Origin of the sequence: Pantoea anthophila, assembly GCF_006494375.1 — a bacterium.
GTDB classification, from domain to species: domain Bacteria; phylum Pseudomonadota; class Gammaproteobacteria; order Enterobacterales; family Enterobacteriaceae; genus Pantoea; species Pantoea anthophila.
Window position 1 is genome coordinate 121,251 of sequence record NZ_VHIZ01000027.1, and the last position, 13,924, is coordinate 135,174.

A 13,924-nucleotide genomic window follows, 5' to 3' on the forward strand; every position below is an offset into this window, starting at 1 on the left:
CATCAATTCCCAAACATCAGTGCTGTCAGCACAAAATCCAACCCGAGTACCGCCAGAGAGGCGTGTACGACGGTACGCGTTGTCGCGCGACTGATCCCTTCGGAAGTGGGAATCGCGTCATAGCCATTAAAAAGAGCAATCCAGGTCACCGTCACGGCAAAGACGGCACTTTTGATCAGGCAGTTCACCACGTCGGTGCGGAAATCGACCGCGTTCTGCATCGCCGACCAGAAGAAGCCGGGATCGATCCCCTTCCAGCTCACACCCACCAGCGCACCGCCCGCGATCCCGACCGCCGTGAAGATGAGTGCCAGCAGCGGCATGCTGATAAAGCCTGCCCAGAAACGGGGCGACACCACCCGGCGTAACGGATCGACCGCCATCATCTCCATACTGGAGAGCTGCTCGGTGGCTTTCATCAGGCCGATTTCCGCTGTCAGCGCCGAGCCCGCCCGGCCGGCAAACAGCAGTGCGGTCACCACCGGTCCCAGCTCTCGCAGCAGCGACAGGGCCACCAGCATACCCAGACTGGTTTCGGCGCCATAGGTGGTCAGCACCAGATAGCCCTGCAGCCCGAGAACCATGCCAATGAAGAGGCCCGATACCACAATAATCAGGAGCGACAGCACGCCAACGCTGTAGAGCTGTTTGATCAGTAGCGGCGTGTGTCTGCGAAACGCCGGTTTTCCTACCAGCGCGTGAAACAGCATTAATCCTGCGCGTCCAAAACTGGCGCACGTTTCAATTCCCTGACGACCAAACGACGCCAGCGCCTTCAAGACCATCTGTTTAGTTACTCCGTGAGCCGGTTAAATCAGCGAGATAATCGCCGGCAGGAAAACGGAATGGAACCGGACCATCCGCATCGCCATCAATAAACTGGCGCACGCGCGGGTCGTTATTCTCTCGCAGTTCCGGCGCGGTGCCGTGTGCGATAATTTTTTGTCCGGCCACAATATAGGCATAGTCCGCAATGCTCAGTACTTCCGGTACGTCATGCGAGACCACGATGCAGGTCAGGCCCAGCGCATGGTTCAGTTCATCAATGAGTTTGACCAGCACGCCCATGGTAATCGGATCCTGACCCACGAAGGGCTCATCAAACATGATGAGTTCCGGCTCCAGCGCAATAGCGCGCGCCAGGGCCACACGTCGCGCCATGCCGCCTGAGAGCTCTGCAGGCTTCAGCTGGGCCGCGCCCCGCAGGCCCACCGCTTCCAGCTTCATCAGCACCGTGCTGTGCAGCAGCGGCTCAGGCAGTCGCGTATGTTCACGCAGCGGCCACGCAACGTTTTCATAAACCGTTAAGTCTGTAAACAGCGCACCCGACTGGAACAGCATGCTCATCTTTTTACGCGCTTCATACAGTCTGGCGCGCGATAATGACGGAATGTTTTCGCCACGGAAAAAAATCTCGCCGCGGGTCGGCTGAAGTTGCCCCCCAATCAAGCGTAGCAGAGTGGTTTTTCCGATCCCCGATGGCCCCATAATCGCGGTCACTTTGCCTTTCGGCACGGTCAGCGAGATGTCATCAAAGATGGTGCGATCTCCGCGCGAAAAACTCACGCCACGAACCTCAACCAGATTCGTTTGCTGCTGGGTCATTATTACCTCTTGTAAGGATCGGGCGTAAACATGGGGTACGATGGTAGCCTGTTCGGTCCTGATTCACGATAGCTTTACAGAAACTTACCGCTAAGATTTGGCGAAAATGGTCATTAAATTTACTTTTGCCCCTGAGGCGGTCAAAATCAGCGCCTGTCTCGCCAAACAGAATTTTAAACCGGCCGGGAACGCATTGCCGGCCTGAGTTTTTACGCAAGGATTTTTCATGTTCGTAGCTTCTGCACTGTTGATTATCGGTTTGCTTTTACTGGCTTATGGTGCCGATCGTCTGGTGTTTAGCGCCTCAATATTATGCCGCTCTCTGGGCATTCCGCCGCTGATTATCGGCATGACCGTGGTCAGCATCGGCACCTCGCTGCCGGAGATGATCCTCTCCTTTTCGGCAGCGCAGCATGGCCAGATGGATCTCGCTGTGGGCACCGCCCTCGGCTCGAATATTACGAACATTTTACTGATTCTGGGTGCCGCTGCGCTTATGCACCCGCTGAGTGTGCATTCTAATCTGATTCGCCGCGAACTGCCGCTGATGTTGCTGGTCACCCTGCTCAGCGGTTTTATGCTGTTTGACAATCAGCTTAGTCGACTGGATGGAATTGGCCTGATCGCGATTGCCGCAATTTATCTTCTGGTGGTGATTCGCATCGCGCGTAAGGCCGAACGGGACAATAACGACACCCTGACCCGCGAGCAGCTGGCCGAGCTGCCCCGTGAAGAGAGCGGCAACACGGTGGCCTTTCTCTGGCTCGCCGTTGCGCTGATCATCCTGCCGATGTCGACCCGTATGGTGATCGACAACGCCACGGCCTTTGCCGACTACTTTGGCGTCAGTGAGCTGGTGATGGGCCTGACGCTGATCGCCGTGGGCACCAGCCTGCCTGAGCTGGCAACGGTCATCGCCGGTGCACTGAAAGGCGAAGATGATATCGCGATCGGTAATCTGGTCGGCGCCAACATTTATAATATTGCCATCGTGCTTGGCCTGCCGGCGCTGATCCACCCCGGCAGCATTGACTATCACGCTTTCGCCCGTGACTACTGGGTGATGCTCGGCGTGAGTGCGCTCTTTGCCCTGCTCTGCCTGCTACGGCGTCGCCGTGTTGGCCGGACGGCAGGCCTGATTTTACTCTGTGGTTTCTTCGTCTGGGTGACGCTGCTGTGGATGCAGCCGGCGTTCATGGACGGCTAACAAGGACAGACTCACTATGTCACATCAGCAACCAACAGCATTCGACTTCCAGCAGGTGGGAAAAACCGTCCTGCGCATTGAGCGTGAAGGGCTGGAACAGCTCGATCAATATATCAATGAGGATTTTGCCCGGGCCTGCGCCCTGATCTATGCCTGCCAGGGTAAGGTGGTGGTGATGGGCATGGGGAAGTCAGGTCACGTCGGCAAGAAAATGGCGGCGACCTTTGCCAGCACCGGCACGCCTGCCTTTTTTGTGCATCCGGGCGAAGCCAGCCACGGCGATCTGGGCATGGTGAGCAAAAATGATGTCGTCATCGCCATCTCTAACAGCGGGGAGTCGAACGAGATTCTCGCCCTGATTCCGGTGTTGAAGCGCCAGCACATTACGCTGATCTGCATGACCGGACGGCCTGACAGCGCGATGGGACGGGCTGCCGACGTGCATCTCTGCGTCCACGTTCCTCAGGAAGCCTGCCCGCTGGGTCTGGCCCCGACCAGCAGTACCACCGCCACGCTGGTGATGGGTGATGCTCTGGCGGTTTCGCTGCTGGAAGCGCGGGGATTTACAGCGGAGGATTTCGCCCTCTCCCACCCCGGCGGTGCGCTGGGCCGGAAACTGCTGCTGCATGTGGCCGATATCATGCACAGTGGTGATGCGCTGCCGCATGTCACCCGTGACGCCTCACTGCGCGATGCGCTGCTGGAGATTACCCGCAAAAACCTCGGTCTGACGGTGATCGTTGACGACCTGATGAAAATCGAAGGGATTTTTACTGATGGTGACCTGCGCCGCATCTTTGATATGGGCATCGATTTTCAGCGTGCCACCATCGGGGAAGTGATGACGCCAGGGGGCATCCGCGTCCGGCCAAACATGCTGGCGGTGGATGCCCTGAACCTGATGCAGACCAAAAACATTACGTCGATTCTGGTGGCCGATGACGACCATCTGCTCGGTGTGGTACATATGCATGACATGCTGCGCGCTGGCGTAGTCTGAACAGGAAGAGAAAATGCAACAGGCAACTCCCCCGATTGACACCTGCTACGGCCCGGTCAGTGCTGAGGTTATGGCGCGCGCCAGTCGCATTCGTCTGCTGATCTGCGACGTGGACGGCGTGATGTCCGACGGGGTGATCTACATGGGAAATAACGGTGAAGAGCTTAAGGCGTTCAACGTGCGGGATGGCTATGGCGTGCGCTGCCTGCTGACCTCAGATGTGGAAGTGGCTATTATTACCGGCCGCAATGCCCGTCTGATGGAAGATCGCTGCAAAACGCTCGGCATCCGTCATCTTTATCAGGGACAATCGGATAAGCTTTTGGCCTATCGCGAACTTCTGGATAAACTGTCCCTTTCCGACGACCAGGTCGCCTATATCGGCGATGACCTGATCGACTGGCCGGTCATGGCGAAGGTGGGATTCAGCGTGGCGGTGGCGGATGCACATCCCATCCTGTTGCCGCGCGCAGACTATGTTACCCGTATCGCCGGTGGACGCGGTGCGGTTCGTGAAGTCTGCGATCTGATCTTAATGGCGCAGAACAAATTTGAGGATGCCAAAGGGCAATCAGTATGAGTAAAAGCAGGCGTTGGATAACGCTGATTCTGACCTTGATTGCACTGGTTTTGATCGGCTGGAATCTTACCAATAAGGATGACGATGGGATGCCCGTCGGGACAGACAGTCAGTCTCCGACCTATACCAGTGCGGATTCGCACACGGTGGTTTACAACCCGCAGGGCGCGCTGTCCTATAAACTGGTCTCAGACAAAGTGACCTATTTCTCGGATGACGAACTGAGCTGGTTCGAGCATCCGGTGATGACCACCTATGATGAGAACAAAATCCCGACCTGGACGTTACGCGCGGATAAGGCAAAGCTCACCAAAGATCGTATGCTTTATCTTTATGGCCATGTTGAGCTCAACACGCTGACGCAGGATTCTCAGCTGGAGCGGATCAAAACAGATAACGCGCAGATCAATCTGGTGACCCAGGACGTTACCTCGGATGACCAGGTGACATTGTATGGCCGCAGCTTTAACTCCACCGGCATGAAAATGCGCGGCAATTTACGGACAAAAAACGCCGAGTTAATCGAGAAGGTCAAAACCTCTTATGAAATTCAAAATGAACAAAAATAGCCTGAAGCTTTTACTGGCCAGCGTGCTGCTGGCGACCAGCGTTCCGGCGCTGGCCCTGACCGGTGACTCGGACAAACCCGTTAATATTGACTCGCAGAATCAGGCGCTGGATTTACAGGGCAATGTCGCGACCTTTACCGGCAACGTCATTGTGACGCAGGGCACCATTAAAATTACGGCAGATAAAGTCGTGGTCACCCGTCCGGGCGGCGACAGCAAGAAAACTATCGTCGACGCCTACGGTAATCCTGCCACCTTCTATCAGATGCAGGACAGCGGCAAACCGGTTCAGGGCCATGCCGCAAAACTGCATTACGAACTGGCCAACGATTTCGTTGAACTGACCGGCAATGCGTTTATTGAGCAGCAGGACAGCAACATCAAAGGCGATCGCATCACCTACCTGGTGAAAGAGCAGAAAATGCAGGCTTTCAGCCAGGGCCAGAACAAGCGCGTCACCACCGTACTGGTGCCGTCGCAACTTCAGGATAAAGCGTCGTCCAACAGCGAGAAGAAGAGTAACTGATAGCTATGGCCACATTAATCGCAGAAAACCTGGCGAAGGCCTACAAAGGCCGTCGCGTGGTAGAAGATGTCAGTCTGCAGGTGAAATCCGGCGAGATTGTCGGCCTGCTGGGCCCGAACGGTGCCGGTAAAACCACCACGTTCTACATGGTGGTCGGCATCGTGCCGCGTGACGCGGGCCGTATCGTGATTGACGATGAAGATATCAGCATCCTGCCGCTGCATGCGCGTGCGCGTCGGGGTATCGGCTATCTGCCGCAGGAGGCGTCCATTTTCCGTCGCCTCAGCGTTTACGATAACCTGATGGCGGTGCTGCAGATCCGTGACGATCTGACCGAAGAGCAACGCCAGGATCGCGCCCGCGAGCTGATGGAAGAGTTCCACATTGAGCACCTGCGCGACAGCATGGGCCAGGCCCTCTCCGGCGGCGAACGCCGCCGTGTTGAGATCGCGCGTGCGCTGGCCGCCAATCCGAAGTTCATTCTGCTGGATGAGCCTTTTGCCGGTGTTGACCCTATCTCCGTTATCGACATTAAGAAGATCATTGAGCATCTGCGTGACAGCGGCCTCGGCGTGCTGATTACCGACCATAACGTGCGTGAAACGTTAGCGGTTTGTGAGCGGGCTTATATCGTCAGCCAGGGCCACCTGATCGCGCACGGCACACCCAATGAAATTCTTGCGGATGAGCAGGTTAAGCGGGTTTATTTGGGTGAAGAGTTCAGACTCTGATAAGGTGTCGTTAAGACCGCTATTTACCTGGGAACTATCATCCTGTCTATGAAGCAAGGCTTACAACTCAGGTTCAGCCAACAGCTGGCAATGACTCCCCAACTGCAGCAGGCGATTCGTCTGCTGCAGCTCTCTACGCTTGAACTCCAGCAGGAGCTACAGCTGGCGCTGGAAAGTAATCCCCTGCTTGAGCAGACGGACCCGCACGACGAGATCGACTCCCGGGACGCTGCAGAAGCGGAGGCGCTGGATACCCGCGAAGCGCTTGAGCAAAAAGAGATGCCCGATGAACTGCCGCTGGATGCCACCTGGGATGAGATCTACACCGCTGGCACACCTTCCGGCACCGGAACGGACTATCAGGATGATGAGCTACCGGTTTACCAGGGTGAAACGACGCAGTCTCTGCAGGATTATCTGATGTGGCAGGTCGGCCTGACGCCGTTCAGTGATACCGATCGCGCGATTGCGACCTCTATCGTCGATGCTATCGATGACACCGGATATCTCACCGTTTCGCTTGAGGAGATCCTCGACAGTATCGGCAATGACGAGCTGGAGGTGGATGAAGTTGAAGCGGTGCTGAAACGCATCCAGCGCTTTGACCCGATTGGCGTGGGTGCGCGCGATCTGCGCGACTGCCTGCTGGTTCAGCTGTCACAATATGCACCCGACACGCCCATGCTGACCGAAGCACGTCTGATTGTCAGTGAGCATCTCGACCTGCTGGCCAACCACGACTTCCGTAGCCTGATGCGGGTAACGCGCCTCAAAGAAGAGGTGCTGAAAGAGGCGATGCTGCTGATTCAGTCGCTGGACCCGCGTCCCGGCCAGTCGATCAACACCGGCGAACCGGAATATGTGATTCCCGATGTGCTGGTGCGCAAGGTCGGCAGCCGCTGGACGGTTGAACTCAACGCCGACAGCCTGCCCCGCCTGAAGATCAATCAGCACTATGCGGCGATGGGCGGCACCACGCGTAACGACAGCGACACGCAGTTTATCCGCAGCAACCTGCAGGAAGCACGCTGGCTGATTAAGAGTCTGGAAAGCCGCAATGATACACTGCTGAAAGTGACGCGCTGTATCGTTGAGCAGCAGCAGGCGTTTTTCGAGCAGGGGGAAGAGTTTATGCGCCCGATGGTCCTGGCTGATATCGCTCAGGCTGTTGAGATGCACGAATCGACTATCTCCCGCGTGACCACGCAGAAGTATCTGCACAGTCCGCGCGGTATTTTTGAACTGAAGTACTTTTTCTCCAGCCACGTCAACACGGAAGGGGGCGGCGAAGCCTCCTCTACCGCGATTCGTGCGCTGGTGAAAAAATTAATTTCGGCGGAAAATCCAGCCAAACCCTTGAGCGACAGTAAACTGACCTCCATGTTGTCCGATCAGGGGATCATGGTGGCACGGCGTACCGTCGCAAAATATCGTGAGTCTTTATCCATCCCGCCATCGAACCAGCGTAAACAGCTGGTTTGACAGAAATGAGAAGGAAGACCTATGCAGCTGAACCTGACCGGGCAACACGTTGAAATTACGCCACCACTGCGTGAATTCGTCAGTGCTAAATTTGCCAAACTGGAACACTATTTTGAGCACATCAATCAGGTCTATATTGTCCTGAAAGTTGAGAAAGTCATGCAGGTGGCTGACGCAACACTCCACGTTAACGGTGGCGAGCTGCACGCCACGTCGGAAGCGGAAGATATGTACGCGGCGATTGACGGGCTGATCGACAAGCTCGCCCGTCAGCTGACTAAACATAAAGATAAACTGAAAAAACACTAACCTTCATGCTGGCTACGCGCGCCTGGCGCACTGAGCCGACAGGATGGGGCGGATAATCCGCCCCGTTTTGTCATCTGGCAGGCGTCATTTTCCGTCACGTCAGAAGACGCCGGCGGTGAATGGCCTGGTGAACCCGCAAGTGAAACGATAATGAACAACGATCTTACACTGGAATTGAGCACGGTGCTTTCGCCTGACTGCACACGCAGTGGCGTACACTGCCAGAGCAAAAAACGTGCGCTGGAAATCATCAGCGAACTGGCCGCTAAGCAGCTCAACCTGCCGCACCAGACGCTTTTCGAAGCGATCCTGACGCGTGAGCGTATGGGCAGTACCGGTATCGGCAACGGGATAGCGATCCCGCACGGCAAGCTGGAAGAGGATACGCTGCGCGCGGTCGGGGTCTTTATCAGCCTCGAACAGCCGATTGCGTTTGATGCCGTCGATAACCAGCCGGTCGATCTGCTGTTTGCCTTACTGGTTCCGGCTGACCAATGCAAAACACACCTGCACACCCTTTCACTGGTGGCAAAGCGTCTGGCCGATAAAACGGTCTGCCGCCGGCTGCGCGCTGCGCAGAGTGATGAAGAGCTTTATGCCATTATTACGGAAAACCAGACAGAGCTGTAACGCGTCTTTACCGGCCGGGTGCCGGTTTTAAAACGGGAGAGAAGGTCATGGTGCTGATGATCGTTAGCGGTCGTTCAGGCTCGGGGAAGTCAGTGGCACTCCGTGCGCTGGAGGATATGGGGTTCTACTGTGTTGATAACCTGCCGGTGGTGCTGCTGCCGGAGTTAGCGAACTCACTGGCAGAGCGGAATATTTCGGCGGCGGTCAGCATCGACGTGCGCAATATGCCTGAATCCCCCGAAATTTTTGAAACCGCACTGAATAATCTGCCCGACTCCTTTTCACCTCAGCTGCTGTTTCTCGACGCCGACCGCAACACGCTGATTCGCCGCTACAGCGATACGCGTCGTCTGCACCCCCTCTCCAGCAAAAATCTGTCGCTGGAGAGCGCCATTGATGAAGAGAGCGATCTGCTGGAGCCGCTGCGTTCGCGCGCCGATCTGATCATTGATACGTCAGAGATGTCGGTGCATGAGCTGGCCGAGATGCTGCGCACCCGCCTGCTGGGCAAGCGTGAACGTGAGCTGACCATGGTATTTGAATCCTTTGGTTTCAAACATGGCATCCCTATCGACGCGGACTACGTGTTTGACGTGCGCTTTCTGCCCAATCCCCACTGGGATCCGAAACTGCGCCCGATGACCGGCCTCGATCGTCCGGTCGCGGCCTTCCTCGACCGCCACACGGAAGTGCATAATTTTATCTACCAGACACGCAGCTATCTTGAACTCTGGTTGCCGATGCTGGAGACCAACAACCGTAGCTATCTTACCGTGGCGATTGGCTGTACCGGCGGTAAACACCGCTCAGTCTATATCGCCGAGCAGCTGGCGGACTATTTCCGCTCGCGCGGTAAGAATGTACAGTCACGCCATCGCACGCTGGAAAAGCGCAAATCATGACCGTCAGACAAACTGTAGAAATCAAAAATAAGCTGGGCATGCATGCCCGTCCGGCGATGAAGTTGTTTGAGCTGGTGCAGAGCTTCGATGCCGAAGTGTTACTGCGCAACGAGGCAGGCACTGAAGCCGAGGCCAGCAGCGTGATCGCCCTGCTGATGCTCGACTCGGCAAAAGGGGGACACATTGAGATTGAAGCCAGCGGGCCGGAAGAGGTCCCGGCGCTGGCTGCGGTCATTGAGTTGTTTGAAGCGGGCTTTGATGAAGAGTAAGGTCAGTTAAGCTGATTACGCTGTAAAAAGCCCTCTCCGCCCAGCTGACGCATCTGGCGCAGTATCCACTGCTGCCGCGACCTGACATAGCCTGAAGGCGCGGCGGCACGGTAACGAATCGGATTCGGCAGTACCGCCGCCAGCAAAGCAGCATCGGCCGCAGTGAGCCGGCTGGCAGGTTTGTGGAAATAGCGCTGTGACGCGGCCTCCACACCAAAGATGCCCGGCCCGAACTCCGCGATATTGAGATAGACGGTCAGAATACGCCGCTTCGTCCAGACCGTCTCAATCCCCACCGTCAGACCCGCTTCCAGCCCCTTACGGATCCAGCTGCGACCATCCCAGAGAAAGAGATTCTTCGCGGTCTGTTGTGACAGCGTGGACGCTCCGCGCATCCGGCTGTCGCTGTTATCCAGCACCGATTCAATCGCCGCCACATCAAAGCCCCAGTGCGTGGGAAACTTTTGATCCTCAGAAGCGATAACGGCCAGCCCCATCCACGGCGAGATCTCATCATGTCCGACCCAGTCTGAATGCGCCACATAACTGAAATCACCGCGCAACCACGCCCCCACCTGTCGCTCCACCATCACTGCGGAGAAGGGCACCGGTAAAAACGAAAAGAGTAAAATGCCGGCCAGCCACACGCCCAGCCAGACCAGCAGGAGACGGCCGGCAATCCGTCTGATACGCCGTCCGGCGCTTCCTTTATGCTTGTTCATGCAATCTTCCCATACCTGTTTCAGACGTTAATCAATTACTCATGTAATCACTGCCAGAAAAATCGCCTTTTTGCGATTTTCGGTGAAAATGAACGGTGCGTTTCCAGACTTCATGCACCTATTTTGCATCAACATGCGGCAACAGATCGAAATAGTTCAAGGACTTCCGAAAAAAGGAATCGGTTCCATTCATTGCCTCTGCTTAGCATCTTTCCAGATAAACACTTAATAATGGGTAATAAACGTCGCTTTAAATCATTCACCACCCTTAACTGTTATTTTTTTCTGTTATCGTAATGGTTCAACTCTTAACCAGAACTATTCTTATAACGTCTAAATAAACAGCAGAGGTCAGCGTAAATCCTGTCATAAATGACCCGGTTTTCGATCCCTGCCCCGCAAGCCGGCAGACGCAGAAAAGCGCAAAGTTTAAGATTCATTTCTGCCATTCCGAATCGTTTTGGATGATTCGGTTCATTTCAGGCTGCCGGCTTGCAATATCAGCGCGTTACGCGGACTGTCAGGGCAAATGAACCTGCCGGTTCGCTTTTACGCTGTACGGTCTTCGCGACATGGCGCAGCCGCGTTAAAAGTACGCGAAAAAGGGTAAATCTGATTAAAATAGCAGCAACATAACGCGGAAATTAATTCCTTGCTTGACTGTGTTGCCAAATTAATGTTTTCTGTGTTTAAACGCTGCTCAACATCACACATTTTAATGAATCTTGTCACATGAGAAGATGAATTTGCTAAGGTGATGACAGTGTTAACCAATACCCTGCGGCTGCATTAATTATTCAAATCATAGCGGCCGCAACATTTTCCCTGGTGTTGGCGCAGTATTCGCGCACCCCGGCCTCGGCTGGGGTCATTTTTTTCTGCCGTTTCACTTCTCCTGTCCGGCAACCCAGTCGCGCAGAACCTGCACATCGTGTCGCCACTCATGTTTCAGCTCTTCAATCCATTCAACCACGTTGTCCCACCACGCCGGCAGCTCCGGACTCTGGATCTGTTTCGCCAGCATCTGTAAACGCTGCAGCCCGACGGACCCGGCCGCGCCTTTGATTTTGTGCCCCTCTTCCGCAATTCCTTTCTGATCGCGCGCCATCAGATTCGATTCCAGCACCGCAAGATAGTCCGGCATCATCTTCTCAAACATCGTCAGGCTCTGCGTAATCAACCCCGGGCCCACCAGCTCGATATACTGTTCGAGCATGGCGACATCCAGCAGCATCCGGATTTTGTCATCGCTGACGGCGGGCGTTTCATCGTCCGTTTCTGCCTGATAGTCCCAGTATTTTTTGATCATTGCGGTCAGGGCAGGCACGGCCAGCGGTTTACTGAGCACATCATCCATCCCGGCGTCGAAATACTCTTTTTTATCTTTCAGCACGTTGGCCGTGAGCGCCACCAGCGGAGGCAGATGCGCGCCCTGATACTGCTGGCGAATCGCACGGGAGACATCCAGCCCGGTCATATCGGGCAGCTGAATATCCAGCAGCACCAGATCGAACTCCAGCGGGTCAAACATCGCCAGAGCCTCGCTGCCGGTCATGGCGACCTCCACGCTGCATCCCAGCTTCTCCAGAACGGAGCGCGCCACAATCACATTCAGTTCAATATCCTCAACCAGCAGCACATGCAGCGCAGGCAGAGGCAGGCTGTCGTCGACGCCTTCGTCAATCACTTCTTCTGCGATGCGTGGTGCTTTAATTTCGACGGTGAAGCATGAGCCCTGGCCGGGCGCACTCTGTACGCGGATATCTCCCCCCATCGCCTGGGCCAGTCGACGTGAAACCGCCAGCCCGATGCCGGTTCCGGTCGCCGGTTTCCCGCCATGCTGATCTTTAACCTGATAGTACATCGCAAAAATCTTGTCCTGCTCCTCCTGGCGGATACCCATGCCGGAGTCCTGCACCTCAAAGCGCAGTGTTTCATCCTGCTCATACGCGACGCGCACCACGATCTCGCCCTGCTGGGTGAACTTCACGGCGTTACCAATCAGGTTCCAGAGAATCTGACGCAGACGCGTTCCGTCGGTGGAGATCATGTGAGGCAGCGGCAGTTGCGGCGCGAGCACAAACTTCAGCCCTTTTGGCTGCGCCAGCAGGCCGGAGAGATTCTCTAAATCGGCGAGGAAACCGGTGAAGTCGAGCGGCTGATTATCCAGCTGAACTTTACGACGCTCGATTTTGTCCACCTCAATCACATCGTTGAAGATGTTGCCCAGCGTAATGGCCGAGACGTGGATGGTTTTCAGGTATTTCAGCTGTTCCTGGTTCAGATCGGTATCCAGCAGGATGCGGCTCAGGCCGACAATGCCATTAAGCGGCGTACGCAGCTCGTGGCTGATGGTGGAGATAAAGGTGGTCTTTTCCCGGCTGGCGTTCTCTAACGCGTCCTGATAGCGCTTACGCTCGGTGATATCGCGGCCAAAGCCCATCAGCCCGCTGCGTTTGCCGACACGATCGTAATAGGGCACCTTGCGGATCTCAAAACAGGCTTTGCGCCCGTCGGGATATTGCAGCCACTGCTCATAGGTCAGGGAGACGTTATGGCGGAACACTTTTTCGTCCGTTTCCAGCACCTTGGTCGCGGCTTCATCATCGTAGATATCGCGCGGCGTCAGGCCAATCAGCTGCTTTTCGCTTTTGCCGGTCAGCAGCTCCATGGCGCGATTGCAGCCGGAGAACTGCTTGTCGATATTGCGATAGAACACCAGGTCAGGTGACGCATCCAGGAAGGAGCGCAGGAAGGATGATTGCTGCTCCAGCTCAATCTGGGCCTGTTCGCGGCGGGTGACCTCTTCGCGCAGCTTGTCCATCACCTGTTCGCGCGCCAGCTCCGCTTTTTTACGATCGCTGATCTCCTGATTCAGCTGGGTGATGGTTTCCTTCATCTGCTGATTGAGTTCCAGGTCGCGGGTGCGCATCTCTTCCAGCTTATCCACCAGCCTTGCCAGCCGCTGCCGCGACTCCTCAAGCTGATCGACCACCACCGACAGAAAATAGACGGCCCAGGGCGTAATCAGCAGGCCAAAGAAGACCGAGCGCACCACATCGATACTCTCGACGTGCCCCCGCAATACCATCGTGACCGCCATCTGGACAATCATCGCCAGCACCACCAGCGCAGAGGCCAGCAGCAGCGAGAACCTGACCAGGCCAAGTTTGACCATTAAATCGACGTAGTACTGCGCCAGCAGACGAATCTGTTTCATAACGACTCCCTGGAAAAGAAACAGCCCCATGATAGCGCAGTTAGCCTGCGGACGTCGCAGCACGTCACGCGAAGATGAGGGATTGAATGCGCTTTTATGGTGCATCCGCCCTGCCGTTCGGCGACGTTTGGCACAAACCGGTTAAATCCCTTGACTGATTGTGCCAAATGAA

15 protein-coding genes are annotated in these 13,924 nt (G+C 55.7%); 11 read left to right on the forward strand and 4 right to left on the reverse strand.

Annotation, left to right across the window (positions count from 1 at the left end; translation table 11 throughout):
* Positions 1 to 2 precede the first annotated feature (2 nt).
* The gene (gene mlaE / locus FJW00_RS05505; protein WP_009092460.1) at positions 3 to 785 is read right to left on the reverse strand and encodes a lipid asymmetry maintenance ABC transporter permease subunit MlaE; all 783 of its coding nucleotides are present in this window, start codon (positions 783 to 785) and stop codon (positions 3 to 5) included.
* Positions 786 to 789: 4 nt separating this feature from the next.
* Positions 790 to 1,605, reverse strand: a complete 816-nt coding sequence (mlaF, locus tag FJW00_RS05510) for a phospholipid ABC transporter ATP-binding protein MlaF (RefSeq protein WP_009092461.1) — start codon at positions 1,603 to 1,605, stop codon at positions 790 to 792.
* 226 nt (positions 1,606 to 1,831) lie between these two features.
* On the opposite strand from mlaF, the gene FJW00_RS05515 reads away from it, so the two are divergent.
* The 11 genes from FJW00_RS05515 (at position 1,832) to npr (ending at position 9,810) form a co-directional block, all read left to right on the forward strand.
* Positions 1,832 to 2,812: a calcium/sodium antiporter gene (locus FJW00_RS05515; RefSeq protein WP_009092462.1), complete on the forward strand. Its 981-nt coding sequence runs from the start codon at positions 1,832 to 1,834 to the stop codon at positions 2,810 to 2,812.
* Between the two features lie 16 nt (positions 2,813 to 2,828).
* Positions 2,829 to 3,812, forward strand: coding sequence for an arabinose-5-phosphate isomerase KdsD (gene kdsD / locus FJW00_RS05520; protein WP_009092463.1), 984 nt, complete (start codon positions 2,829 to 2,831; stop codon positions 3,810 to 3,812).
* A 13-nt stretch (positions 3,813 to 3,825) separates the two neighbouring features.
* The gene (gene kdsC, locus FJW00_RS05525) at positions 3,826 to 4,392 is read left to right on the forward strand and encodes a 3-deoxy-manno-octulosonate-8-phosphatase KdsC (RefSeq protein ID WP_140923239.1); all 567 of its coding nucleotides are present in this window, start codon (positions 3,826 to 3,828) and stop codon (positions 4,390 to 4,392) included.
* A complete protein-coding gene (gene lptC / locus FJW00_RS05530; RefSeq protein WP_009092465.1) occupies positions 4,389 to 4,961 on the forward strand; it encodes an LPS export ABC transporter periplasmic protein LptC in 573 nt (190 codons plus the stop codon). Before kdsC ends, lptC begins: the two co-directional genes overlap by 4 nt.
* Positions 4,936 to 5,487, forward strand: a complete 552-nt coding sequence (lptA, locus tag FJW00_RS05535; protein WP_033736432.1) for a lipopolysaccharide ABC transporter substrate-binding protein LptA — start codon at positions 4,936 to 4,938, stop codon at positions 5,485 to 5,487. Before lptC ends, lptA begins: the two co-directional genes overlap by 26 nt.
* Before the next feature lie 5 nt (positions 5,488 to 5,492).
* Positions 5,493 to 6,218: an LPS export ABC transporter ATP-binding protein gene (lptB, locus tag FJW00_RS05540; RefSeq protein WP_009092467.1), complete on the forward strand. Its 726-nt coding sequence runs from the start codon at positions 5,493 to 5,495 to the stop codon at positions 6,216 to 6,218.
* A gap of 48 nt (positions 6,219 to 6,266) precedes the next feature.
* The gene (gene rpoN, locus FJW00_RS05545) at positions 6,267 to 7,700 is read left to right on the forward strand and encodes an RNA polymerase factor sigma-54 (protein ID WP_009092468.1); all 1,434 of its coding nucleotides are present in this window, start codon (positions 6,267 to 6,269) and stop codon (positions 7,698 to 7,700) included.
* Between the two features lie 21 nt (positions 7,701 to 7,721).
* Complete coding sequence (gene hpf, locus FJW00_RS05550) at positions 7,722 to 8,009, forward strand: ribosome hibernation promoting factor (RefSeq protein WP_009092471.1); 288 nt, start codon at positions 7,722 to 7,724, stop codon at positions 8,007 to 8,009.
* Between the two features lie 150 nt (positions 8,010 to 8,159).
* Positions 8,160 to 8,639, forward strand: coding sequence for a PTS IIA-like nitrogen regulatory protein PtsN (ptsN, locus tag FJW00_RS05555; protein WP_009092473.1), 480 nt, complete (start codon positions 8,160 to 8,162; stop codon positions 8,637 to 8,639).
* 47 nt (positions 8,640 to 8,686) lie between these two features.
* Positions 8,687 to 9,541, forward strand: coding sequence for an RNase adapter RapZ (gene rapZ, locus FJW00_RS05560; RefSeq protein WP_003851114.1), 855 nt, complete (start codon positions 8,687 to 8,689; stop codon positions 9,539 to 9,541).
* Positions 9,538 to 9,810, forward strand: coding sequence for a PTS phosphocarrier protein NPr (npr, locus tag FJW00_RS05565; protein WP_009092474.1), 273 nt, complete (start codon positions 9,538 to 9,540; stop codon positions 9,808 to 9,810). Before rapZ ends, npr begins: the two co-directional genes overlap by 4 nt.
* A 2-nt stretch (positions 9,811 to 9,812) precedes the next feature.
* On the opposite strand, the gene mtgA is transcribed toward npr, so the two are convergent.
* Together mtgA and arcB are read right to left on the reverse strand one after the other, a co-directional pair.
* Entirely contained in the window at positions 9,813 to 10,532 is a 720-nt protein-coding gene (gene mtgA / locus FJW00_RS05570) for a monofunctional biosynthetic peptidoglycan transglycosylase (protein WP_140923240.1), read from the reverse strand.
* Between the two features lie 886 nt (positions 10,533 to 11,418).
* Positions 11,419 to 13,752, reverse strand: coding sequence for an aerobic respiration two-component sensor histidine kinase ArcB (arcB, locus tag FJW00_RS05575; RefSeq protein WP_111208265.1), 2,334 nt, complete (start codon positions 13,750 to 13,752; stop codon positions 11,419 to 11,421).
* Positions 13,753 to 13,924 lie beyond the last annotated feature (172 nt).

What these genes read in the sequence shown, in the direction of transcription:
- mlaE (WP_009092460.1), bottom strand. Translation starts at nt 785, where the DNA reads ATGGTCTTGAAGGCGCTGGCGTCGTTTGGTCGTCAGGGAATTGAAACG.
- mlaF (WP_009092461.1), bottom strand. Translation starts at nt 1,605, where the DNA reads ATGACCCAGCAGCAAACGAATCTGGTTGAGGTTCGTGGCGTGAGTTTT.
- FJW00_RS05515 (WP_009092462.1), top strand. Translation starts at nt 1,832, where the DNA reads ATGTTCGTAGCTTCTGCACTGTTGATTATCGGTTTGCTTTTACTGGCT.
- kdsD (WP_009092463.1), top strand. Translation starts at nt 2,829, where the DNA reads ATGTCACATCAGCAACCAACAGCATTCGACTTCCAGCAGGTGGGAAAA.
- kdsC (WP_140923239.1), top strand. Translation starts at nt 3,826, where the DNA reads ATGCAACAGGCAACTCCCCCGATTGACACCTGCTACGGCCCGGTCAGT.
- lptC (WP_009092465.1), top strand. Translation starts at nt 4,389, where the DNA reads ATGAGTAAAAGCAGGCGTTGGATAACGCTGATTCTGACCTTGATTGCA.
- lptA (WP_033736432.1), top strand. Translation starts at nt 4,936, where the DNA reads ATGAAATTCAAAATGAACAAAAATAGCCTGAAGCTTTTACTGGCCAGC.
- lptB (WP_009092467.1), top strand. Translation starts at nt 5,493, where the DNA reads ATGGCCACATTAATCGCAGAAAACCTGGCGAAGGCCTACAAAGGCCGT.
- rpoN (WP_009092468.1), top strand. Translation starts at nt 6,267, where the DNA reads ATGAAGCAAGGCTTACAACTCAGGTTCAGCCAACAGCTGGCAATGACT.
- hpf (WP_009092471.1), top strand. Translation starts at nt 7,722, where the DNA reads ATGCAGCTGAACCTGACCGGGCAACACGTTGAAATTACGCCACCACTG.
- ptsN (WP_009092473.1), top strand. Translation starts at nt 8,160, where the DNA reads ATGAACAACGATCTTACACTGGAATTGAGCACGGTGCTTTCGCCTGAC.
- rapZ (WP_003851114.1), top strand. Translation starts at nt 8,687, where the DNA reads ATGGTGCTGATGATCGTTAGCGGTCGTTCAGGCTCGGGGAAGTCAGTG.
- npr (WP_009092474.1), top strand. Translation starts at nt 9,538, where the DNA reads ATGACCGTCAGACAAACTGTAGAAATCAAAAATAAGCTGGGCATGCAT.
- mtgA (WP_140923240.1), bottom strand. Translation starts at nt 10,532, where the DNA reads ATGAACAAGCATAAAGGAAGCGCCGGACGGCGTATCAGACGGATTGCC.
- arcB (WP_111208265.1), bottom strand. Translation starts at nt 13,752, where the DNA reads ATGAAACAGATTCGTCTGCTGGCGCAGTACTACGTCGATTTAATGGTC.